This is a genomic window from Caldibacillus debilis DSM 16016, from assembly GCF_000383875.1.
Classification (GTDB): Bacteria; Bacillota; Bacilli; order Bacillales; family Caldibacillaceae; genus Caldibacillus; species Caldibacillus debilis.
Genome location: NZ_KB912891.1, coordinates 78,925 through 101,724, shown reverse-complemented (window position 1 = coordinate 101,724; position 22,800 = coordinate 78,925). Strand labels below are relative to the sequence as shown.

At 53.2% G+C, this 22,800-nt stretch carries 21 protein-coding genes and 1 tRNA gene; 2 read left to right on the top strand and 20 right to left on the bottom strand.

Going from position 1 to position 22,800, the window contains the following annotated elements:
* Positions 1-3: 3 nt before the first annotated feature.
* The 8 genes from gpmI to A3EQ_RS0110290 all read right to left on the bottom strand — a co-directional run bounded on the left by gpmI (position 4) and on the right by A3EQ_RS0110290 (position 7,992).
* Entirely contained in the window at positions 4-1,539 is a 1,536-nt protein-coding gene (gpmI, locus tag A3EQ_RS0110330; RefSeq protein ID WP_020155100.1) for a 2,3-bisphosphoglycerate-independent phosphoglycerate mutase, read from the bottom strand.
* A complete protein-coding gene (gene tpiA / locus A3EQ_RS0110325; RefSeq protein WP_020155099.1) occupies positions 1,536-2,291 on the bottom strand; it encodes a triose-phosphate isomerase in 756 nt (251 codons plus the stop codon). Before tpiA ends, gpmI begins: the two co-directional genes overlap by 4 nt.
* A gap of 104 nt (positions 2,292-2,395) precedes the next feature.
* Positions 2,396-3,583: a phosphoglycerate kinase gene (locus tag A3EQ_RS0110315; protein WP_020155097.1), complete on the bottom strand. Its 1,188-nt coding sequence runs from the start codon at positions 3,581-3,583 to the stop codon at positions 2,396-2,398.
* Between the two features lie 130 nt (positions 3,584-3,713).
* Positions 3,714-4,721, bottom strand: a complete 1,008-nt coding sequence (locus A3EQ_RS0110310) for an ArsJ-associated glyceraldehyde-3-phosphate dehydrogenase (RefSeq protein ID WP_020155096.1) — start codon at positions 4,719-4,721, stop codon at positions 3,714-3,716.
* A gap of 42 nt (positions 4,722-4,763) precedes the next feature.
* Positions 4,764-5,786: a sugar-binding transcriptional regulator gene (locus A3EQ_RS0110305; RefSeq protein ID WP_020155095.1), complete on the bottom strand. Its 1,023-nt coding sequence runs from the start codon at positions 5,784-5,786 to the stop codon at positions 4,764-4,766.
* Between the two features lie 119 nt (positions 5,787-5,905).
* Positions 5,906-6,151, bottom strand: coding sequence for a glutaredoxin family protein (locus A3EQ_RS0110300; RefSeq protein WP_020155094.1), 246 nt, complete (start codon positions 6,149-6,151; stop codon positions 5,906-5,908).
* Between the two features lie 15 nt (positions 6,152-6,166).
* Positions 6,167-7,504 (bottom strand): RNA polymerase factor sigma-54, encoded by a 1,338-nt coding sequence (gene rpoN, locus A3EQ_RS0110295; protein WP_020155093.1) that lies wholly within the window; start codon positions 7,502-7,504, stop codon positions 6,167-6,169.
* A gap of 416 nt (positions 7,505-7,920) precedes the next feature.
* Positions 7,921-7,992 (bottom strand) — tRNA-Arg (locus tag A3EQ_RS0110290).
* Positions 7,993-8,454: 462 nt separating this feature from the next.
* Here A3EQ_RS0110290 and clpP point away from each other — a divergent pair.
* Entirely contained in the window at positions 8,455-9,045 is a 591-nt protein-coding gene (gene clpP / locus A3EQ_RS0110275) for an ATP-dependent Clp endopeptidase proteolytic subunit ClpP (protein WP_020155091.1), read from the top strand.
* A 145-nt stretch (positions 9,046-9,190) separates the two neighbouring features.
* On the opposite strand, the gene whiA is transcribed toward clpP, so the two are convergent.
* The 12 genes from whiA to hprK all read right to left on the bottom strand — a co-directional run bounded on the left by whiA (position 9,191) and on the right by hprK (position 21,387).
* A complete protein-coding gene (gene whiA, locus A3EQ_RS0110270; RefSeq protein ID WP_020155090.1) occupies positions 9,191-10,135 on the bottom strand; it encodes a DNA-binding protein WhiA in 945 nt (314 codons plus the stop codon).
* 540 nt (positions 10,136-10,675) lie between these two features.
* Positions 10,676-11,644 carry a gluconeogenesis factor YvcK family protein gene (locus A3EQ_RS0110260; RefSeq protein ID WP_020155088.1) on the bottom strand — a complete coding sequence of 323 codons (969 nt, stop codon included), beginning with the start codon at positions 11,642-11,644 and terminating at the stop codon, positions 10,676-10,678.
* Positions 11,631-12,527 (bottom strand): RNase adapter RapZ, encoded by an 897-nt coding sequence (gene rapZ / locus A3EQ_RS0110255; RefSeq protein ID WP_020155087.1) that lies wholly within the window; start codon positions 12,525-12,527, stop codon positions 11,631-11,633. Before rapZ ends, A3EQ_RS0110260 begins: the two co-directional genes overlap by 14 nt.
* Before the next feature lie 35 nt (positions 12,528-12,562).
* Complete coding sequence (locus A3EQ_RS0110250) at positions 12,563-13,024, bottom strand: NUDIX hydrolase (protein ID WP_026499891.1); 462 nt, start codon at positions 13,022-13,024, stop codon at positions 12,563-12,565.
* Positions 13,025-13,798: 774 nt separating this feature from the next.
* A complete protein-coding gene (gene trxB, locus A3EQ_RS0110240) occupies positions 13,799-14,755 on the bottom strand; it encodes a thioredoxin-disulfide reductase (protein ID WP_020155084.1) in 957 nt (318 codons plus the stop codon).
* A 96-nt stretch (positions 14,756-14,851) separates the two neighbouring features.
* The gene (locus A3EQ_RS20915; RefSeq protein WP_020155083.1) at positions 14,852-15,913 is read right to left on the bottom strand and encodes a tetratricopeptide repeat protein; all 1,062 of its coding nucleotides are present in this window, start codon (positions 15,911-15,913) and stop codon (positions 14,852-14,854) included.
* 559 nt (positions 15,914-16,472) lie between these two features.
* On the bottom strand, positions 16,473-16,781 hold the full coding sequence (locus A3EQ_RS22495) for a hypothetical protein (protein WP_154652851.1): 309 nt from the start codon (positions 16,779-16,781) through the stop codon (positions 16,473-16,475).
* A 118-nt stretch (positions 16,782-16,899) separates the two neighbouring features.
* Complete coding sequence (locus A3EQ_RS0110225; RefSeq protein ID WP_020155081.1) at positions 16,900-17,424, bottom strand: acyltransferase; 525 nt, start codon at positions 17,422-17,424, stop codon at positions 16,900-16,902.
* Complete coding sequence (ppaX, locus tag A3EQ_RS0110220) at positions 17,396-18,064, bottom strand: pyrophosphatase PpaX (RefSeq protein WP_020155080.1); 669 nt, start codon at positions 18,062-18,064, stop codon at positions 17,396-17,398. Before ppaX ends, A3EQ_RS0110225 begins: the two co-directional genes overlap by 29 nt.
* Complete coding sequence (locus tag A3EQ_RS0110215) at positions 18,042-18,989, bottom strand: nucleoside recognition domain-containing protein (protein WP_040369348.1); 948 nt, start codon at positions 18,987-18,989, stop codon at positions 18,042-18,044. Before A3EQ_RS0110215 ends, ppaX begins: the two co-directional genes overlap by 23 nt.
* Positions 18,990-19,337: 348 nt before the next feature.
* Positions 19,338-20,141: a prolipoprotein diacylglyceryl transferase gene (gene lgt, locus A3EQ_RS0110205; protein ID WP_020155077.1), complete on the bottom strand. Its 804-nt coding sequence runs from the start codon at positions 20,139-20,141 to the stop codon at positions 19,338-19,340.
* A 307-nt stretch (positions 20,142-20,448) separates the two neighbouring features.
* Complete coding sequence (gene hprK, locus A3EQ_RS0110195; RefSeq protein ID WP_026499888.1) at positions 20,449-21,387, bottom strand: HPr(Ser) kinase/phosphatase; 939 nt, start codon at positions 21,385-21,387, stop codon at positions 20,449-20,451.
* A gap of 232 nt (positions 21,388-21,619) precedes the next feature.
* Here hprK and nagA point away from each other — a divergent pair, with 232 nt between their 5' ends.
* Entirely contained in the window at positions 21,620-22,798 is a 1,179-nt protein-coding gene (nagA, locus tag A3EQ_RS0110190) for an N-acetylglucosamine-6-phosphate deacetylase (protein ID WP_020155074.1), read from the top strand.
* The last annotated feature ends 2 nt before the right edge of the window (positions 22,799-22,800 follow it).

Here is a 22,800-nt window from a genome sequence, read left to right as displayed (position 1 = left end):
AAGTTATTTTTTGATTAAGCTTTTTCCTGTCATGGCTTCCGGTTTCTCAATTCCGAGCAGATCCAGCATCGTCGGTGCCAGATCGCCCAAAATTCCGTCATCGCGCAATTCGATCCCTTTCTTCGTGACGATGACGGGAACCGGGTTTGTCGTATGGGCCGTCATCGGCTTTCCGTCCAATGTGACCACTTCATCGGCGTTTCCGTGGTCGGCGGTGATGATCGCCGTTCCGCCCTTTTCCAGAATGAGATCGACGACTTTCCCCAGGCATTCATCGACGGCTTCCACCGCCTTGATCGTCGGTTCCAGTTTGCCGGAATGCCCGACCATGTCCGGGTTGGCAAAGTTCAAGATGATCACATCGTATTTGTCTTTTTTCAATTCGTTCAGCAAGGCGTCGGTCACTTCATAGGCGCTCATTTCCGGCTTCAAATCGTAGGTGGCCACCTTCGGGGAATTGATCAAAATCCGGTCTTCCCCGGGGAATTGCTGTTCGCTGCCGCCGTTAAAGAAGAAGGTGACATGGGGATATTTTTCCGTTTCCGCGATCCGGAGCTGCTTTAAGCCGTGCTTGGATAAAACTTCTCCCAGCACATCATCCAGGCTGGTCGGTTCGAAGGCCACGTAGCCTTTCACCGTTTCGCTGAAATGGGTCAGGCAGACGAAGAACAAATCCTTCGGATGTTTCGGGCCGCGGTCAAAATGGGTGTACTCTTCGTTGGTAAAGGCGTTGGAAATTTGGATGGCCCGGTCGGGACGGAAATTGTAAAAGATGATCGCGTCCCGGTCTTTAATCGTCGCCACCGGTTCCCCGTTTTCGTCCACCATGACCGAGGGGATGACAAATTCGTCGTAAATGCCGTTTTTATAGGAATCGTCCACGCAGGCGAAGGGATCCCGGTATTTCGGGCCTTCCCCGTACACCATGGCCCGGTATGCCTTTTCCACCCGGTCCCAGCGTTTGTCGCGGTCCATGGAATAATACCGGCCGGAAATGGTGGCGAATTGGCCGACGCCGTATTCTTTCATTTTGTCCAGCGTTTGCCGGATGTAGGTTTTCGCCGTTTGCGGCCCCACATCCCGGCCATCCAAAAAGGCATGCACATAGACATTCGGCAGGTTTTGCTTTTGGGCCAGCCGGAGCAGGGCGAACAGATGGTTGATATGGGAATGCACCCCTCCGTCGGAAAGGAGGCCGAAAATATGCAAATTCGTACCGTGTTTTTTCACATGTTCAATGGCCTTCAAAAAGGTTTCGTTTTTTTCAAATTCCCCGGTCCGGATGGCAATGTCCACCCGGGTCAGGCTTTGATAAACGATCCTTCCCGCGCCGATATTCAAATGGCCGACTTCCGAATTCCCCATTTGGCCTTCCGGCAAACCGACGGCTTCCCCGCTGGCTTTCAGCGTGGAATGGGGGAATTCGTTCCAATAACGGTCAAAATTCGGCTTGTTCGCCTGGGCGACCGCATTCCCCTTCACTTCATCCCTCAGTCCGAAACCGTCAAGGATGATTAAGGCTGTTGGTGCTTTGCTCATTTCGATGCCTCCAGTAATTGAAGAAATGATTGGGGATCCAGGCTGGCTCCGCCGACAAGGGCACCGTCAATATGGGGCTGTTTGACAAAATCCCCGATATTGTCCGGCTTTACGCTTCCGCCGTACTGGATGCGGACTTTTTCCGCGACTTCCTTGCCGAACATGTCGGCGATCACGGACCGGATGTATCCGCAAACTTCATTGGCGTCTTCCGCCGTGGCCGATCTGCCGGTCCCGATCGCCCAAACCGGCTCGTAGGCGACGACCGCCTTTTCCGCCTGATCCGGTTTCAATCCCTCAAAGGCTTTTTTGATCTGGGTTTCCACCACATGCTTCGTTTCGCCCTTTTCCCGCTGCTCGAGGGTTTCCCCGACGCAGACGATGGGAACCAGCGAATGCTTAAAGGCGGCGTGCATCTTTTTGTTGACCGATTCATCGGTTTCGTTGAACATCTCTCTCCGTTCCGAATGGCCGATGATCACATATTGGACGCCAAGATCGGACAGGGCCAGGGGGCTGATTTCCCCGGTAAAGGCTCCTTGATCCTGAAAATGCATGTTTTGCGCGCCGACGGCCAGTTCCGATCCTTTCACGGCGCCGACAAGCCGGTCGAGAAACAGGGCCGGCGCGCAAACCACCGCGTCCACCCGATCATTGGGCGGTATTTTATCCTTTACCTTTTCGACAAAATCCACCGCTTCGGCGGCGGTTTTATGCATCTTCCAATTGCCGGCGATAATGGGTTTGCGCATCCTCATCTTCCTTTCAAAATGAAAACTGGTTTTCCATTTTTATTTTAGCAAAAAGAAAGATGAGGGAGTCCGCATCGCTCATCTTTCTTCCTTTATGCAGATGTTCATTCTTTGTCATCCAAGGCCGCAACCCCGGGAAGCACTTTCCCTTCCATGAATTCCAATGAAGCGCCTCCGCCGGTGGAAACATGGCCCATTTGATCGGCCAGGCCGAATTTTTTTACGGCTGCGGCAGAATCCCCGCCGCCGATCACGGTAAAGGCATCCTTCGCATCGGCCAAAGCCAGGGCGACTTGTTTCGTCCCTTCGGCAAATTTGTCGAATTCGAAGACGCCCATCGGTCCGTTCCATACGACCAATTTCGATTGGAGGATGACATCGCGGTAAAGTTTCGCCGTCTTCGGGCCGATGTCGAGGGCCTGCCAGTCTTCCGGAATGGCGTCAATATCCACGACTTTCGATTCGGCATTTTCGGAGAACTCTTTGGCGACAACGGCGTCGACGGGCATGTAAAATTTGACGCCTTTTTCTTCCGCTTTTTTCATGAATTCTTTCGCCAATTCGATCTTGTCTTCTTCGAGGAGCGATTTTCCGATTTCATAGCCCTTCGCTTTGACGAAGGTATAGGCGAGTCCGCCCCCGATGATCAGATTGTCCACTTTATCCAAAAGGTTATCGATGACGCCGATCTTGTCCTTCACTTTCGCGCCGCCGATGATGGCCGTAAACGGACGTTTCGGATTTTCCAAAGCTCCGCCCAATGCCGCCAATTCTTTTTCCATCAAAAATCCGGCAACGGCGGGCAAATGACGGGCGATGCCTTCCGTCGAAGCGTGGGCCCGGTGGGCGGAACCGAAGGCGTCGTTGACGTACACATCCGCCAATTCGGCAAAGGCTTTCGCCAGTTCCGGATCATTTTTCGTTTCGCCGGGATAGAAGCGGACGTTTTCTAACAGGAGCACGTCCCCTTCCTGCATTTTTTCGATCTCCGCTTTCACCGTGTCCCCGAAGGCTTCGTCCGTTTTCAGCACCTTTTTCCCGAGGAGCTCCGAAAGTCTTTCCCCGGCGGCGGTCAAGCGCATTTCTTCCACCACTTGTCCTTTCGGCCGGCCGAGATGGCTGGCGAGGATCACTTTCGCCCCGTGTTCGATCAAGTAACGGATGGTCGGAAGGGCGGCGCGGATTCTCGTGTCATCGGTCACTTTTCCGTCCTTCATCGGCACGTTGAAGTCGACGCGGACGAATACCCGTTTCCCTTTTACATCAATATCCCTCACGGTTTTCTTGTTCATACGTGGCGACCTCCCTGGTTTTTTCGGCCCCTTCAGGGGCTGTTCAAAAAAAGATAAAAGGGGAAGGGGGAAATCGAGATCCCCGCTTCCCCCGGAAAACGTTGTTCAGGCGGTGATGGGTTCGGCCGAATTATAAACCTTTCTTGGCGATGTAAGCGGCCAGGTCGACGACGCGGCAGGAATAGCCGTATTCGTTGTCATACCAAGAAAGGACTTTGACCATGGTGCCTTCGATGACCATCGTCGACAGGGCATCGATGGTGGAAGATACGGTCGTATGGTTGTAGTCTTTGGAAACGAGCGGTTCTTCAGAGTAGGCCAAGATACCTTTCAATTCGCCTTCCGCCGCTTCTTTCAAGGCCTTGTTGACTTCTTCCACGGTGACTTCTTTTTCGAGCTCGGCCACCAAATCGACGAGGGATACGTTCGGCGTCGGCACGCGAACGGCCATGCCGTTCAGTTTTCCTTTCAATTCCGGCAGCACCAAAGCGACCGCTTTTGCGGCTCCCGTCGTGGTCGGGATCATCGATTCGGCGGCAGCGCGGGCGCGGCGATAGTCTTTATGGGGCAAATCCAGGATTTGTTGGTCGTTCGTGTAAGAATGGATCGTCGTCATCAAGCCGCGTTTAATGCCGAATTTTTCATGCAGCACTTTTGCGAAGGGAGCCAGGCAGTTGGTCGTGCAGGACGCGTTGGAAATGATATGGTGATTTTGCGGATCGTATTTTTCTTCGTTGACGCCCATGACGATCGTAATATCTTCATCCTTCGCGGGAGCGGTAATCACCACTTTTTTCGCGCCGGCTTCCAAATGCTTGGCGGCATCTTCCCGTTTTCTGAAACGGCCGGTGGATTCCACCACGATATCGACGCCGAGTTCTTTCCATGGCAGTTGGGCCGGATCGCGTTCCGCGAGAACCTTCACGCGATGGCCGTCGACGATGAAGGAATCGCCGTCAACGGTGACTTCCTTGTCCAAGGTGCCGTGAACGGAGTCGTATTTCAGGAGGTGGGCAAGCATTTTGGCGTCGGTCAAGTCGTTGACCGCCACAATGTCCAATTCCGGATTGTCGAGAGCCGCACGGAACACGAGGCGCCCAATCCGTCCGAATCCGTTAATTGCAACTTTCACTGCCATAATGAAACTCCTCCTTAAATTTTTTGATATATTTAAAAGGTTTTAACCTTTTAATAACCTTTTCGCGACCGCCTCATCGGTGATCAGCACCGTATTGGGAGGCGCGATTTTCATATAGGCTTTGATCGCCTTGGCCTTCGATTTACCGCCGGCTACGGCGAAGATGTGGGGGATGGCGTTCAGATCGCGCAATTGCAAGCCGATCGTCCGCACTTTGTGGACGATTTTCCCCTCTTCGTTGAAATAATACCCGAAGGCTTCGCCGACAGCCTTTCCGCGGGTGATTTTCTCCATGATCTCCGCTTCCGTCCTTCTCCTTTCGGCCATGGCTTTCGCCTCCCCGATGCCGTGGATGACGATATTGGCCGATTGGATCATGGTTAAAACCTCTTTGATCGAAGGCTCCTCGATCACCGACTCGTAAATCTCCTGGCTGACCTGTTCAGGGACGTACAAAACCCGGTGCTTTCCGCCGGACTTTTCCGCCATCTTGGATACGATGGTATTCGCCTGGTTTTTCACATCTTCCCCGAGACCGCCCCTCGCCGGCACAAAGACGATTTCCTTGTCGTGAAAATCGGGGGTGAAGGCTTCGGCCACCGCCGCCATCGTCGTTCCTCCCATGACGGCAATGACGTTTCGATCGGCGAGGCAGCTTTTGATCCGCTTGACACACGCCCGGCCAAGTTCAAATTTCACCCAGGGAGATGTGTCGCTGTCCCCGGAAATCACGACGACATCCTTGATGTTCAGCTGACTTTTCAGCTTTGTTTCCAATTCGAGGACGCCGGTCACTTCCCGCATAAATTCTTCCAGTTTGAACAAAATAATCTTGCCTTCATGGCTCAGGGTCATTCCGCTGCTCTTCACATCGATTAATTTTTGCTCTTTCAGGAAATCGATCTCTCCGCGGAGAACCCGTTCCGTCATCCCCATCCTTGCGGACAGGCTTCTTCTGCCGACCGGCTGCATCAAGGATATCGTGTGCAGGATCTGATACCTTTTTTCCAGCGTTTCCAAAAGATCGGGGACTAATCTTTTTTGGATTTGGATCAACGATTCCATTGGCGAATCCCACCGAACCATTTGGTCATTAAATGTCCCTAATAGTCTTTTTTGGTCCCATTACCGCTAAAAAAAATTTCCATCTCCACTTCTAATCATAGCAGGAAAGGGCCATATTTTCAATTGGAGAGGAGTTGTTGTAAGCGGTTTCTCGCTTCATCTTTCACAATTTGTCCATATAGGATGATCTGTCCGTCCACCTCAAGGACGGGGATCATCAGCCCGTATTTTTCCGTCCATTCATCGCTGTCGTCGATGTTGATCTTTTTCAAGGTGATCGGCAATTCTTCGGTCAATTCCCGCAAAACCGTTTCCGCCCTTTCGCACAGATGGCAGCCGGGCCGGCTGTAAAACGTGACTTCCACCGGATTTTCCGCTCCTTATTCTGCTCCGAATCTTCTTCTTTTATTCGAACTCGGGATGCCGATCTGTTCCCGGTATTTGGCGATCGTCCGCCGGGAGACGGATATGCCTTTCTTTTGAAAAATCTCCGCGATTTCCTGGTCGGACAAGGGGCGCCTTTTATCCTCCCGGTCGATGATCGCCCGCAATTCGCCTTTGATTTGCTGCGCCGATATTTCTTCCCGATTTTTGGCGAGCTTTGCGGAAAACAGGTCCTTCAAGGCAAAAGTTCCGCCCGGGGCGCGGACGTATTTGTTCTTGACCACCCTGGAAACCGTCGATTCATGGACCCCCGCCCGTTCGGCGAGTTCCTTCATCGTCATCGGGCGGAGCTGGTTTTTTTCCCCTAAAAAGAACTTTTCCTGGAGCTTGACCAGTTCGCCGATGATTTTCATCATCGTCTCCCGCCGCTGGGCCAGGCTTTTTTGCAGCCAGCGGTATTGCTGCATTTTTTCCCGGAAATAGGCTTTCATCGCCGGATCCGGGTTCCCGCGGAAGACATCGACATAGTCCCGGTTCAATTTCACGTCAATGAGATTGGCTTCGGCAATCTCAATTTCCCATTTTCCGTCGTTATATTTTACTATAAAATCCGGAATAATGTAATGGGGACGTTCCTGCAGGAAGGCGGCCCCCGGTTTCGGGTTCAGTTTTTGCACCCCGTCCATGACCTTCTGGATCTCGGCGGCGGAAACGTTCAATTTCCGGGAAATCTCCCGCCACTTCCTGTTGACGAACGGCTGAAAATAGTCTTTGATCACGGTGATGGCCAAGGCGTTATCCCCGGGGGACCTTTCCAGTTGCAGCAACAGGCATTCCTGCAGCGACCTGGCGCCGACTCCGGGAGGATCCAAACGCTGCAATGCGGCCAGCGCCCTTTCCCCCGCCTCCTTGGAAACCCCGATCTGCCGGCATGCCTCTTCCACGTCGACGGAGAGATAACCGTTCCCGTCGAGGTTGAGAATGAAATAGTCCAGGGCCTTCCTCTCCTCCCCGTCCAAGGGCAGCAGGAGGCTCTGGGTTTTCAAATAATCGGCAAGGGAGCAGGAGCCGGGGAAGGGGATTTGTTCGATATCCGCCACGGGGGGGCCGGACTTTTCGTAATTCCTGTAACGGTTCCATTTTTTGGCGTGGGGATCCGTTGTCCGGAAAAAATGGATATCCACGTTCAGCAGCGGGTTTTCTTCCGCTTTTTCTTCCAAAAACGAAGCCAGCTCCAAGGAGGTATATTGCAATAAAGAAATCGCTTGCAATAATTCCTGGGTAATATTCAGCTGTAGGTTTTGTTCCTGGGTCAACCCCGTCTGCAGTTTCATTTTGATCCCCCCGATCCTATTGTAAGCGAAGGAAAGGGATTGAACAAATAAAAAATGCCCCGGCCGACAGGGGATGGCCGGGAGACGGCCTCCGGCGCCTTTCGGCGGGGAATCCGCTTCTCCGGCGGGGCTCGGCCTTCGCGGAAGACTTGCTGCTGCCTCCGCCGCTTGGCAAAGGCGAACCAAGGGGACCTAGGTGGAAACGAAGCGGCATCGCCCTCTGTCTTTTGCACGATCCGAATCGACCTTCAGGAACAAAAAGGAGGGGGAACGAAGCGCCTTTTGCAAAAAAAAGAACGGGGCGTCCGCAAGCCGAATAAGGACTTACGGGAACGCCCCATTCCTTTTCCGCGCAAGACGTTTGCCGTTCCGTCTTGCGCCCGTCCGGCGCCATCCGGCGCCGAACTCCGATCTAGCGCCCTCGGCAGGACTCGAACCCACATTTCAAGAACCGGAATCTTGCGTGCTATCCATTACACCACGAGGGCATATCCAAATGACAAAGTTTATTATAATAGATGCTTGGAAAAAATGCAACTGGATTTGCCGAAAATTTTTTTCTTTTTTTTGACGGTTCATTGGAAAATGAAATGCAACAAAAAATATGTAAAAGCCATAGATAAACGATCAAGTCCTCCTATTTTTGTAAAATCCCGCTCCCAGTCAAGGGAACATCGACTTCCGGAATTGGAACGGCTTTGCGCCTGCTTTTTTTTACGCGAATTCCTGGACTTCATCTAGATAAACCGTGTTATGATTAGAGGCGGCGATACCACGATCAAACGGAGGGGCTATCCGTGGCTTTTGCAAATTTAGTTACCGTCTTTTACACCGAACGCTTTTTGGCGAAAAAAGTATTATTGGCCGGGCCTCTTTTTGTTTGACCTTTATTGACCTTTATTGTATGATGATTTTGTATGAAAATTGTTTTTTCAAGGAGGAGTTTCCCGATGTATTTGATTCCGACAGTCATCGAACAAACCAATCGCGGAGAACGTGCCTACGATATTTATTCCCGCCTTTTGAAAGACCGGATCATCATGCTCGGTGGGCCGATCGACGACCAGGTGGCCAACTCCATCGTCGCCCAATTGCTGTTTTTGGATGCGGAAAATCCGGAAAAGGACATCTCCTTATACATCAACAGCCCGGGCGGAAGCATCACCGCCGGAATGGCCATTTACGACACGATGCAATTTGTCAAGGCGGATGTGCAAACGATCTGCATCGGCATGGCCGCGTCCATGGGCGCCTTCTTGCTGGCGGCGGGAACGAAAGGGAAACGCTACGCCCTGCCGAACAGCGAAGTGATGATCCACCAACCGTTGGGCGGCGCCCAAGGGCAGGCGACGGAAATCGAAATCGCGGCGAGACGGATCCTGTTCTTGCGCGACAAGATCAACAAACTCTTGTCCGAACATACCGGCCAGCCGCTGGAAGTCATCCAAAAGGACACGGACCGGGACAAATTCATGACCGCCCAAGAAGCGAAGGATTACGGGCTGATCGACCACATTATCTCCAGAAACACGATTTCTTGACGGGCGCCGGAGGGCGCGCAAAAAAGGGGCAGCACTTGTTGCGCGCCCCTTTTTCTTTTCCGGAAATCCCCTTGCCCTGCAATGCAAATGGCCGCGGAGCGGCCTTCGCCCCGCGCCGCCCGCCTCCCCCTCCCATTCTCCCGTTTCAAAAACGGACGGGCTGCCCGCTTCGCAATTTCTCGGCGATGTCGTCCAGTTTGCGAAGGCGGTGGTTGATTCCCGATTTGCTGATCTTTCCGGAGGCCATTTCGCATAATTCCTGCAGCGTGACATCCTGGTATTCCAGGCGGAGCTTCGCAATTTCCTTCAATTTTTCCGGGAGGGAGTCGAGGCCGATTTGTTCGTCGATCAATTTGATATTCTCCACTTGCCGGACCGCCGCGCTGATCGTTTTGTTCAAATTTGCCGTTTCGCAATTGACGAGCCGGTTCACCGAATTCCGCATGTCCCTTACGATCCGCACGTCCTCAAAGCGCAGCAGGGCGTTGTGGGCGCCGATCACGTTCAAAAAATCGCTGATTTTTTCCGCTTCCTTCAGATAGGTGATATAGCCTTTCTTTCGCTGCAATGTCCGGCTGTTCAATGAAAAGCCGTTCATCAGCGAGCGGAGAGACTCCGCATGTTCATTGAACAGGGAAAAAATCTCCAGATGATAAGATGAGGTCTCCGGGTTATTTACCGAGCCTCCCGCAAGGAAAGCGCCGCGCAAATAGGACCGCTTGCAGCATTTTTTCCGGGTGAGGCCTTCGGAGATCTTCCGGTTGATGGAAAATCCTTCGCCGACGATTTCCAAGTCTTTCAGGATCATATCTCCGCCTTCGATGATCCGGACGATATAGATGTTATTTTTTTTCAGCCTCATTTTCTTCCGGACGATGACTTCCAGCGGCACATCGTAATATTTTTTGATCAAGGTGTAGATTCTTCTGGCGATCGCCGCATTTTCCGTCTGGACGTTCACCCAAACCTTCTGGCCTGCAAAAAAAACCGAACCGTTCATCCGCGTCAATGCGGCGAGTTCGGCCTTCCCGCAGCAGTCTTTGACCTCCAGATTCGTCAATTCCTTTTTGATATCCGAGGCAAATGACATCCCTCATACCCCCGTCGTTGGACAAATTGACACCTGCGTTTTTTCCTGCCGTCCCCGGTCATTTTCGCCCCTCACGGAAGGGAACCTGCAGACCCTCGCAGAATTTTAAGGCGGCAAAGGAAAACCTTGAACGCCTTGGTCCCGCGGTCAAAACGCCGCCGGCACCCAAACGGCCATCACGCCCGAAAACCCTTGTCCGGCCTTGGCTTGCTTCCCGGTCCAAAGCCGCTTTTTCCCGTTTTGCCAGGGACATCCCGTTCGGTCCGTAAGCGGTCCCGCCGGCATGTTGCGGGAAACATCCCGTTTCCCCTCCCCGAGCCTTCACCGGAAAGCCGCGGGGGGCCGGAAAAACGGACGGCTTTTTCGCGAAAGCCGCCCTTCCGCTCCAAAACCAAGCAAGAGAATCCGGCGATGGGACGGCCTTTATGCAAGCGATTGATGCGCATACCTTCAGCGGGCCGGGCAAACGGACCAGCTTTTTTGCCGTTGGCGGAAACACCCGGCATGGCCGTCCCGGAAGGAAGCCGGGCGAACGGCCCCCTAAAGGGTTTCCTTTATGATTTGAAAAATGATTTCCGAAAGCTTGAGCGAATCGTGGCGGACGATCCCGCTCTTGTAGTCGGCGATCGGTTCGGAAATCACGTCCAAACCCATTCGCACGAGGTTGTCGACATCGGGGAGGACGGGAATGGACGTTTCTTTCTTATATTTTTCGGTGATTTCTTCGGGAATCGCCCCGTCGTTGACGATGATTTGATGGATGGATGCATGGCCGATATGGTCAAAGATCGCCTGGATATGGTCGCTCGCCTTGTAACCGTCCGTTTCCCCGGGCTGGGTCATCAAGTTGCAAATATAGATCTTTCTCGCCTTCGCCTGGCGGACCGCATGCCCGATGCCCGGCACGAGCAAATTCGGCAAAATGCTGGTATACAGACTGCCGGGGCCGACGATGATGAAATCCGCCGTTTCAATGGAGCGGACGGCTTCGGGAAGGGGATCGATACGATCCGGGGTTAAAAAGACCCGTTTGATCCGTTTGCCCGCCAACGGGATTTTCGATTCCCCGGAAATGACCGTGCCGTCCTCCAGTTCCGCATGCAGCATCACGATCTGATTGGAAGAAGGAAGGACCGTCCCTTTCACGTTTAAAACCTTGCTCATTTCCTGCACGGCGCGGGCAAAATTGCCCGTAATGTTCGTCATCGCCGCAAGCATCAAATTTCCCAACGAATGGCCGGATAATTCCCCGTCGGAACGGAACCGATGCTGGAACAGCTGAAGGATGAGGGGTTCCACCTCCGAGAGGGCCGCCAAAACATTGCGGATATCGCCGGGGGGAGGGACGCGTAAATCTTCCCGTATCCTTCCCGAACTGCCTCCGTCATCGGCGACGGTGACGATGGCCGTAATGTTGACGGGGAACCGTTTCAACCCCCGCAGCAATACGGGCAATCCGGTTCCGCCGCCGATGACGACGACTTTCGGCAATGCCTTATATTCCATCATGAAACTTTTTCCTTTCGTCGCTTATTTCCCGGTGAGTGATTTCCACCGGATAATCGGTTTGCAGCTTTTCTTTCAAATACCTGGCGATGGCGACGGAGCGGTGCTGTCCGCCGGTACAGCCGACCGCAATCACCAGCTGGCTCTTCCCTTCCCGCTTGTAAAGGGGGATGATGAACTCCAGAAGGTCCGTCAATTTTTCCAAAAACTTGGCCGTGTCGTTCCACTTCATGACATAGTCGTACACTTCCGATTCCAAGCCGGTTTTCTCCCGCATCCTGCGGATATAATAGGGATTCGGCAAAAACCGCACGTCGAAGACGAGATCGGCGTCGATCGGTATGCCATGCTTAAAGCCGAAGGAAACGATATGGATGGAAAAGATTTTGGCGTTGCTTTCGGAGAATTCTTCCAAAATCTTTTCCCGAAGTTCTTTCGGCTTCATTTGGCTCGTATTGTAAATGATTTGGGCGCGGCCTTTGATTTCCTCGAGCAGCGCCCGTTCCAGGCGGATGCCTTCCAAGGGGAGCCCGGATTTGGCCAGGGGGTGGGAACGCCGCGATTCTTTATACCGGTTGACCAAAGTGGAATCGTCGGCATCCAAAAACAAAATCTTGACCTGCATCCACGGACTTTGTTCCAGTTCGTCCAAAACTTTGAACAAATCGTCAAAAAATTCCCTGCCCCTCAGATCCATCACCAGGGCGACCTTGTTCATCTTGCCGCTTTCCTTCATCAGCTCCAAAAATTTCGGAAGCAGGAGCGGGGGCAAATTGTCCACACAAAAAAAACCGAGATCTTCAAAACTGTGGATCGCAACCGTTTTCCCCGCCCCGGACATCCCCGTGATGATCACAACCTGCATCTCCTGGTGCTGCGACTGCATCTTTTGACCCCCTTCTTTTCAACCCGGCATTTCGATTATGCCAATTCCGGATCCAGGCGGTAGGAAAGCAGACGATAATCGGAAGAATAATGGAAGGAATTGTACATGATCTCGTTCCCGTTCAGCGCGTGGCGGATGATAAACCGGTCGCCCTCGGCCATCGGCAAGTTTCCGATTTCTTGAACGGGCTGCCATTGCAAGATCCCTTCATCGGTCGTTTCCTTGGTCTGCCCTTCCCCGTCCTTCGCCAAAAAGGTAAACATCATCCATTCATGAACGCCGTTTCCTTCATCGACTAAAAAGGTGGAAATGCTTTTCAGCACCGGATCTTTAATCCGGATCCCCGTTTCTTCCAAATATTCCCTGACGACCGCTTCCTTCACCGTTTCTTTCGGCTCCATTTTGCCGCCGGGCAAAGCCCAGAAACCGCGGCTCGGCTTTCTCAGCATCAATACCTTGCCGTCCTTAAAAAAAACACAATTGGTTACTCTTTGCATGAAACTCACCTCGTCGGATGCATAAAAAACGGCGGGATTTTTGCTCAAACCATTTTTATTATACTATATAGGGAGTAAGAACGGTATTTCAAAGACGGGCGCTTATCGATGAGGAAAAACGGATTTTCCCAGACGAAAGCCCCGGCCGCCGATGCCATGCCCGGGGATGCATCCGATGGGCTCCCCGGAATGGGTCCGGCGCCAAGCCGGAATGGTTTGAGCCATCCGGCTGCCGCCGGGTGCCCCGCCGGAAAATTCCGCCATCTGTCATCCCCGCGAAAGGGCCGCCTCCCGTCCAGTTCCCCGCCAAAAGCTTCGTTTCCCCAAAGGATGAACCGGATATGGGCGATCTTTCCCCGAGGGGTTCCTTTTCGTTTTGACGCACCGGCCCTTGACCGGTTTCTCCCTTCCGTCCGGCAACCCCCCGGTCAGGAACAGCCCTGCCTTGTTTCCGGCTCCTTCCCGTCAGAAACACCGTGCGCGGACCATCGAGTCTTCCGGTTCGGGAAATCTCCCTGTCCCTTCCAGCGGTTCCCGGTCCCGGCGGAAAGGACGATCCCTGACCGGGAAGGGGAAGTTTTCCGGGGCCTTTTCCGCCGGCCGGGCCGGTCTTCCCTCATTCCGCAAAAAAAATGGCACAGGTGAAAACCCGTGCCCGACGATTGAAAGATCTATTTAAAAGGGGGTCAATTTCTAATTCTTATCTTAACCGATCATTGTTTCATCCGTGTTACAGTTGATTTAAAAGGATTTAACGTTTCGGTTAGAAAACGATTATGAAATATTTGCCTTTTCCAATTCTTCGGCCAGATTCTCTACATACAGCTGGGCGCTCTGCGCGGCGATGCAGCCGTCCCCCGTCGCCGTAACGATTTGCCGCAGCGTTTTTTCCCTGACATCCCCCGCGGCAAAAATACCCGGGATTTTCGTTTCCATCCGCTCGTTCGTCACAATATAGCCGTTTTCATTGGTGATTCCCAATTTTTCGAAGGGCTTCGTCAGCGGCACCATGCCGATGTAAATGAATACGCCGTCCGCGGCCACTTCTTTTTCCGTGCCGTCCACGGTGGAAACGAGGGTGACGCTCCCCACTTTTCCGTCCTTTTCATTGATTCTTTTTACCGTATGGTTCCAGATAAAGTCGATTTTTTCATTGGCGAAGGCCCGCTGCTGCAAAATCTTTTGCGCCCGCAGCTTGTCGCGGCGGTGGACGATCGTGACTTTTCTGGCAAACCGGGTCAAATAAACCCCTTCTTCAACCGCCGAATCGCCCCCGCCGACCACGATCAGATCCTTCCCTCTGAAAAACGCCCCGTCACATACGGCGCAATAGGAGACGCCCCTGCCGCTCAATTCCATTTCCCCGGGGACGCCGAGCTTCTTATATTCCGCCCCGGTGGCGATGATGACGGCGCGGGCCTTATATTCCTTGTTCCCGGCGATGACCCGCTTGTAAGGTTTCCCGTCGATGACCTCTTTGATATCCCCGTAAGCGTATTCGGCTCCGAATTTTTTCGCATGGGCAAACATTTTTTCCGACAATTCCGGCCCTAAAATGGAATCATAGCCGGGATAATTTTCCACTTCCCCGGTATTCACCATTTGCCCGCCGGGCACGCCCCGTTCGATCATTAATGTGGACAGATTGGCGCGGGATGTGTAGACCGCCGCCGTCATGCCGGCGGGACCCGCCCCGATGATCACCACATCATAAATTTTTTCTTCAGCCACATTTCTTCACTCCCAACGGCTTATTAGGCCTTTCGCTACTATTATTGCCCTCATATCCATGGTATAACAGAAACGCCGAACGGTCCATGAACTTGCTCAATCGGGACGCCGCGGGGATCCGGAAAAGGGGGAGGGGAAATTTTCCGTTTTCCACGGCTCCCTTCCCTTTTTGTCCGGATGGAGCCTGACGAACGTTTCCCAATATTGCCGGGCCTCCTCCTCCATTCCGCTGAAATGGGCGGAATAGGCCAGCCAGTAATAAAGGTAACTGTCCACTTCATAGCCTTTTTTCGCGATCGATTTCAGCCATTGGTAGGCCCGTTCGTATCTGCCGAGAATCGCCAGCGTCGTGCCCAATTTGAAACGGTGGTCGTCGGAAATCGGATAAATTTTCTCCAGCATCGACGCCAACCCGTCCACCGGCTCTCCTGCGTGGCGCGAAAAGATGGCGGCGTTGCACAGGGCATGGAGATTCCCGGGGCTCTCCGCCAAGACCTGCTCCAATAATTCCGCGGCATCAGCGGTTTTTCCGATGTAAAAATAGGCGAGGGCCAAGTTGTTGTAGGCTGGCCAAAAGCGGGGATATTTTTCGATGATTTCCCGGAAAAGCCAGATCGCTTCCCCGATCTTTCCCTCCTTCAGCAGCCGGTTGGCTTCATCCTGAAGCTCGATCAGCTCGAGTTCTTCCCAAAAGTCTTCCCCCGCACCGCCCTGCGTCAAAAAGTCTTCCTCCTCGCCGATCTCCATGACGAGGATTTCCTCCAGTTCTTTCGCCTCCTCGGCGTATTCCCCTTCCGGATCAAAATAGAGATAGGTGCGGACGTGGTACAGGGCCTCTTTATATTTTCCGAGATAGGCGTAGTTGTTTCCCAAAAAATAATAACATTCGGTCATGTCCGGATCGATGCGGTTCAATATATAATAGAGGAGATCATTCGCCGGTTCATAATCGCCCATTTCCGCCATGACGATGGCCAATTGGCAAATGATCGTCGGATCGTCCGGTTCCAGCTGATTGGCCCTCTCCAGATATTTTTTCGCCAAGGGCAATTTATTTTGCTGGAAGGCTTTGACCGCCTTCGAAAAATAAAACTTTCCGTTCGGTATGAATGAAATCAATTTTTTCAGTTGGGATTCGTGATCCATGGAATTATTCACTAAAAATCCTCCAGCTTTCCGTCCGTAAAAAGTTTTCGAATTTCCGAAAGTACATTTTAACACAATTCCACCGCCGAGAAAATAAATTTCTTTCCCCGCGAATCCAAACGATGGAGCCCGGGAAGCTTCGCAAAAATGCCTGCTGCCAGGCCGGCTTCCGGTTCCCGGAAGCCGGGTTTTCCTCCAATCCGACCGGGGCGAAAAGCACGGAGGATTTTGCCGTGCGAAGGCCAGAAGGCCGGTACATCCGGTCCCGGGCTCCGCATGGGGTAAAAAAACGGACCCATAAGGGTACAAACCGTCGCGGATGTCAGACACCGGAAAGGATGATGGACATTTTTCTCGGGATGATTGACGTTTTTTCCGGGATGACGGTTATTTTTCCTTCCATGTTGGACAATTTCTTTTCTATTTAGAACCTAAAATTTAAAATGATGAACCAATTGTTGAAAATGTTGGACATTCCCATGCGGTGATGGACGATTTTTTCATGATATTGAACAATCCGGCTGAAATGTTGGACGATCCGTCCTGAAAGCCAAAAGAAATGTTGAACGTTTTACCCAACATATTGGACAAACGAAATCGTTTGTTGAACACTCGGCAAAAATGTTGGACATTTATCCTTAAATGTTAAACCATCCAAACCCAAAGAAAAAGCGAATGTTGGACATTCCGGTCCGGAACCAAGGCATGCAGAACGTTCCTGCCCTGTGTCGAACAGCCGGGCGACCATGCCGGGGCCCGGATGGTCAGGCAATTTTACCGAATTCCAAAGAAAAAGCCCATGACCCTTTTGTGAAAAAGGCAGGCAGTCTCCCGCCTTTGCACGAAAATAGGTCATGGGCAGCCGCAGTCCTTTGCGCATCGTAAAACAATCACCGGTCCCTTCAAGGCTGAGCATCCTTTCCCCGGCCCCGGACGATGTCCCCCGATTGCCGGAAATCTGCCCGCCGCCCCAGTAAAGGCGCCCGGCCGGAAGACAGCTACCGGTCGGGCCGGGACATCTTCTTCCGTTCCTCCATCTCTTCCTTTGTGTAAATCACCCGCATCGGATTCCCGCCGACAAAGGCGCCGGGGGGAACGTCTTGATGGACGAGGGTGGCCGCGGAGACGACGGCCCGGTCGCCGATCGTCACGCCGGGAAGGATGGTCGTATTGGCGCCGATCATCACTTCGTTGCCGATGACGACTTCCCCGATCCGGTATTCGTCAATCAAATATTCGTGGGTCAGTATCGTCGTATTGTAGCCGATCACGCTGTTGGAACCGACGGTGATTTTTTCCGGGAAAAACACGTCGACCATGGCCATCAGGGCGAAGGACGTGTTATCCCCCACCTTCATTTTCAAAAATTTCCGGTAGAGAAAATTTTTCAAAGGCAAAAAGGGCGTGTAGCGGGCGATTTGGATGACGATGAAATTTTTTACCACCTTCCAAAAGGGGACGGTTTTATAAACTTGCCACAAAGGATTCGGCCCTTCAACCGGATACCGCGTCGTCCTTCTCATCCTGCTCAACCCCGACAATCGTTAAAAGATCGCTCATCTTATCGAGCATATAATCCGGATGGAACTGCCGCAAATAATCCTTTCCTTTCAGCGACCACGCCACCCCCGCCGTCTTTGTCCCGGCGTTTTTTCCCGCCAAAATGTCATGATAATTGTCCCCGATCATCAGCGTCTCTTCGGGCCGGGCGCCGAAAAATTCCATCGCCTTCAGCACCGATTCCGGATGGGGTTTCGGATTCGCCACCTCGTCGACCGAGATGATGCATGGGAAAAAGGGGCGGAGCCGGGTCGCTTCCAAACCCAGATGCACCATTTCTTTCATTTTCGATGTCACGATTCCCAGGCGGAAACGGTGTTCATGCAATGCGCGGATGGTCTCATAAACGCCGGGGAACTCCCGGATGTAACGGTCATGGTTTTCCCGGTTAAAAGCCCGGTAGCAGGCGATCATTTCCTTGGCGCGATCCGGCGCTATCTTCCCGAAGGTTTCCCTCAGCGTCGGACCGATAAACGATATGCAATCTTCCCTGCTGTACCGGTTCGGGAAAAACCGGTCGAAGGTATGCATGAACGATTGAATGATCAATTCGTTGGTGTCGACGAGGGTCCCGTCAAAATCAAAGAGGAGAACGGTAATCATGGCTCCAGTCCTTTCTGCCCGTTTGTGAAACGTCTTTCCAACATTGGCTGACGGCAACCGTCAGCAAAACCGCCGCCGATAACCTCAACAAAAATAACGGCAAGACGGGTATGCCAAGGGGTGCAAAGACCAATGTATCTTCAATGACCGCATGGCATGCGGCCAAAAAGATGAAAACCACGCTCGCGTCCCGCCGGCTGACGCCTTCTTCCCGGATCGACCGGAGAAGGACGCCGGCCCCGTAGGCCATGCCGAAAATCAAACCGGCCGTCAAGGCGAGCGCCGTATTTTCGCCCAAGCCCAAAAACCTGGTCACCGGCGCCATTTTTTTCGAAAAGACGTCCAGCCACCGTTTGTCCTTCATGATTTGAATGGCGACCATCAGCGGGATGACGATCACCGCCGTTTGGACGACGCCAAAAAACCCCCGTTTTATCCCTTCCCAAAGGACGCTGCCTTCCGCGTTGCCGGCTCCGGCAGCGAGGCCGTAACGCGCTTCTTCTTCCCCGCCTTGCCAGAGGAGATGGATGGCGGCGGCGGAGCCGACCGCCAAGCCGAGCCGTACGAGGACGATCAGCCAAAGTTTAACCCCCGATTTGGCGGCGACCCCCGATTCGATGAACAAATTGTGGGAAAAGGAAAGCATCACCGCCAGAATAAACACTTCTTTTACCGATAAAGGGAGGGATAAAATGGCCCCGATGCCCGCATACAGGTTCAGCACGTTCCCCAGCACGAGGGGAATCGCCGCCTCCCCCGGCAGGCCGAAAAGACCCATGACCGGGGACAAAAGATCCATCAGCCATGGCAAAACCGGCGTCGATTGAAGGAGGGTGACGATCAAGGTAACGGGAAAAATGACTTTGCCGAGAATCCACGTCGTTTTGAATCCCGAACGCAATCCCTCTCGAAGCGTTGAACCCACTTTCCGTACCCCTTTCACAGCGATGATCCCGTTTCGGAGCGCCTTTCCAAGCGATGGCGCCGCTTGGCCGCACCCGCCTTCCGTCCGGCGCTTGCCGCGCCGGATCTTCCCGTTCACCTTGCAGAGCGATGAACCCGCTTTTCCCATGCGAGTAAAACCGGCGGGGGCCCGCACAAGGCCGCAAATACGACGGACCCGGTCCGGACCTATCCGTCCGGGAAGACCCGGCAGGACATCAAGAAAGGCCGATGGTCCCGGCCGAACAGGGCCGGCTTTTTCGCCGTTGCGGCGTCCCGCCGCCGCAACGGGTTGACCCGCCTTCCGGCCCGCAAGCGCCAATCCCCGGTCCTATTCCGAATAGCGGGGAATCTCCTTATTTCTCCGGCGGACGAAAATCAACACCGCCGAAATCACGATTAAGGAAACGGACACGAGCTGGGCCGCCCGCAGGTTGAAAAACATCAGGCTGTCCGTCCGCATCCCCTCGACGAAAAAGCGGCCGACGGAGTACAAAATCAGATAGGCAAAAAAGATTTCCCCCTGTTTCACTTTCGTCCTTCTCAGAAGGATCAGCAAGAGGAACACGAAAAAGTTCCACAGCGACTCATACAGGAACGTCGGGTGCCGGTATTGCCCGTCGATATACATCTGGTTGATGATAAAATCGGGAAGGCGGAGACTCTCCAAAAATTCCCGCGTGACCACGCCGCCATAGGCCTCCTGATTCATAAAATTCCCCCAGCGGCCGATGGCCTGGCCGATGATCAGACTGGGGGCGGCAATATCCGCCAGCTTGAAAAAGGGGATTTTTCTTTTGTAACAAAAAACGGCGGCGGTGGCGACCGCGCCGATCAAGGCGCCATGAATCGCGAGCCCTCCCCTCCAGATTTGAACGATCTGCTCCGGATAAAGGGAGTAATAGTCCCACTGGAAGATCACGTAATAAATCCGGGCGCAAAGGATCGCAATGGGTACGGCCCAAATCAACAGATCGGTAAAGACTTCCTCGCGGATCCCCCGCTTTTTGCCTTCCCGGACGGCCAAAAAGTAGGCGATGATAATGCCGGTGACGATAATAATCCCGTACCACCGGACGGATATCGGTCCGAGTTTAAAGGCAACAGGATCAAGGGGTTGGATCGTATAGAGCATATTACCTCTCCTTATCAAAGATTGACGAATCGTTCTGCCCGTTTAGTGATTGGACGGCGGAAAGGGACGGTCATTTCCTTACAGGCCGCCAGCCCGACCGCGCGGATTGGCCGCCGGTCCCCTTCCGCCGCAATCGGTTCGCAAAAGCGGGAATGTTCATGAATCCGGTAAATCGCTCAATGCGGTTTATTTGCAAATCGGTTGATCAGACCCATGGACCGCCCGCCCATCGATCATCCGGCGGGAAAAATCGCGCATGATGTGCGGTCCTTTCGGCATTTCCCGCAAATCCGGCCCGCCGGCCGAATCAATCTTCATCATCGGGGCGTTGGGTGATGGAACTGTACAGCTTTTCGGTAAACAATTGCGCCGCATTTACCCCCATCCGTTTCAGCCGGTAATTCATGGCCGCCACTTCGATGATGACGGCCAGGTTTCTGCCCGGCTGAACAGGGATCGTCAGCTTCGGCAATTCCGTGTCGAAGATCTTCATCTTTTCCTCTTCCAGGCCGATCCGGTCATATTGTTTGTTCGCATCCCAATTTTCCAAATGGATGCACAGGGAGATCCGCTTATGGCTCCGGACGCTGCCGGCGCCGAATAAGGTCATGACATTGATGATCCCAAGTCCGCGAATCTCCAACAAATGTTCGATCAGCTCGGGAGCGTTTCCAACCAGGGTGTCGTAATCTTCCTGGCGGATCTCCACGCAGTCATCGGCGACGAGGCGGTGCCCCCGCTTTACCAGCTCGAGGGCCGTTTCGCTTTTCCCGACGCCGCTTTTCCCCGTAATTAAAACGCCGACGCCGTAGACATCCACGAGGACGCCGTGGATGGAAATGGTCGGGGCCAGCTTCCCTTCCAAATAATTGGTCAAGAGGCTCGAAATCTTGGTTGTTTTCATCGGGGAGCGCAAAACGGGAACCCCGACCCTTTCCGAAGCCCGGATGAGCTCTTCCGGGACCTCTTGGTTGCGCGTCACGATGATGGCCGGGGTGATTTCCGTGCAAAGCTTCTCCATTCTTTCCTTCCGTTCCTGCGGCGACAAAAATTTATGGAAAAAGGACAATTCCGTCCTTCCGAGCAGCTGGACCCGCTCCGCCGGATAATGGTCGTAAAATCCGGCCAATTCGATCCCCGGCCTGGACAGATCGCTCGTGGTAATCTGCCGGTTGATGCCCTCTTCTCCGCTGACCAGCTCCATTTTAAAATTTTTCAATAAATCTTTCACAGTCACCTTTGCCATCTTGCTTCCACTCGCTTTTCCTTTTTCTGGTCCGTTCCTTTTTGTTATGCCTATTTTATCATGTTTTCCGGAGAAGAAAAATAAAAGGGCAGAAAATTTCCGCGGTTTTGTCTTTCCGGATTCGGGGAACGTTTTTTCGCCCCTCCGTCCCATGATAAAGATGTCTTCCTTAAGAAATTATACTATAATAGGGAGTGAACACTATGAAATAAAGGAGAATGAGAGTCCCGAAATGAAAAGCGACGCTTTCATTGTCGAAGGAACGGTATGCCTGGGAAATGAACTTCTGGAGGATGGGTTTGTAGCCATCAGGGACGGCAAGATTGAAAAGGCGGGAAGAAAAGGCGGGCATGCCCTCCCCGATGCGGAAACCATAACCTTTTCCCATCCCGTCTACATCGTGCCGGGATTTATCGATGTACATATCCACGGGGCGGGGGGCGCCGATACGATGGATGCCACGCCCGAAGCCCTGGATACGATCGCGAAAACTTTGGCGAAGGAAGGGACCACCGCCTTTTTGGCGACTACGATCACCCAAAGCCCTCAAGCCATCGAAAAGGCCCTGGCCAATGCGGCTTCCTACATCAAGGAACAGAACGCCCCGGGAAAAGCGGAAGTCGTCGGCATCCATTTGGAAGGACCTTTTATTAATGCCAAAAGGAAGGGGGCCCAACCGGAAGAATATATCCTCGAACCGGATGTGGAGACCTTTCAAAAATGGCAAAACCTCGCGGAAGGCCATATCCGTCTGGTGACGATGGCCCCCGAATGTCCCAACGGGCTTGAACTTGTTCATTATTTATCAAAGAACCGTTGCATCGCCTCCATCGGACACAGCGACGCCGATTATGCGGATGTGAAGGCGGCCGTGGAAGCGGGGGCGACCCATGTGACCCATTTGTTCAACGGCATGAAAGGGATTCACCACCGCGAACCGGGAACGGCGGGTGCCGCCCTCCTTTTCGATGAATTGACCGTGGAGCTCATCGCCGACGGCATCCACGTCCGGCCGGAGATGTTCCGCCTCATCTTGCAGGCAAAGGGCCTGGACCGTGTCGTATTGATTACCGACGCCATGCGGGCCAAATGTTTGAAAAACGGCGTCTACGATCTCGGCGGACAGGATGTCCACGTCCGGGACGGGAAGGCGCTGCTTTCTGACGGCACATTGGCCGGCAGCATTCTCAAAATGAAAGACGGGATCAAAAATATTCTGGCACATACCTCCCTCACCCTGCCGGAGGCCGTAAAGCTGGCGTCGGAAAACCCGGCGAGGGAATTGGGGCTGTTTGACCGGAAAGGCAGCCTGGAGGCGGGAAAAGACGCCGACCTGGTCGTCCTGAACGAACAGTACGAACCGATATTGACAATCTGCAGAGGAGCCATCGCGTTTAAAGGAGAGTTTTAAAC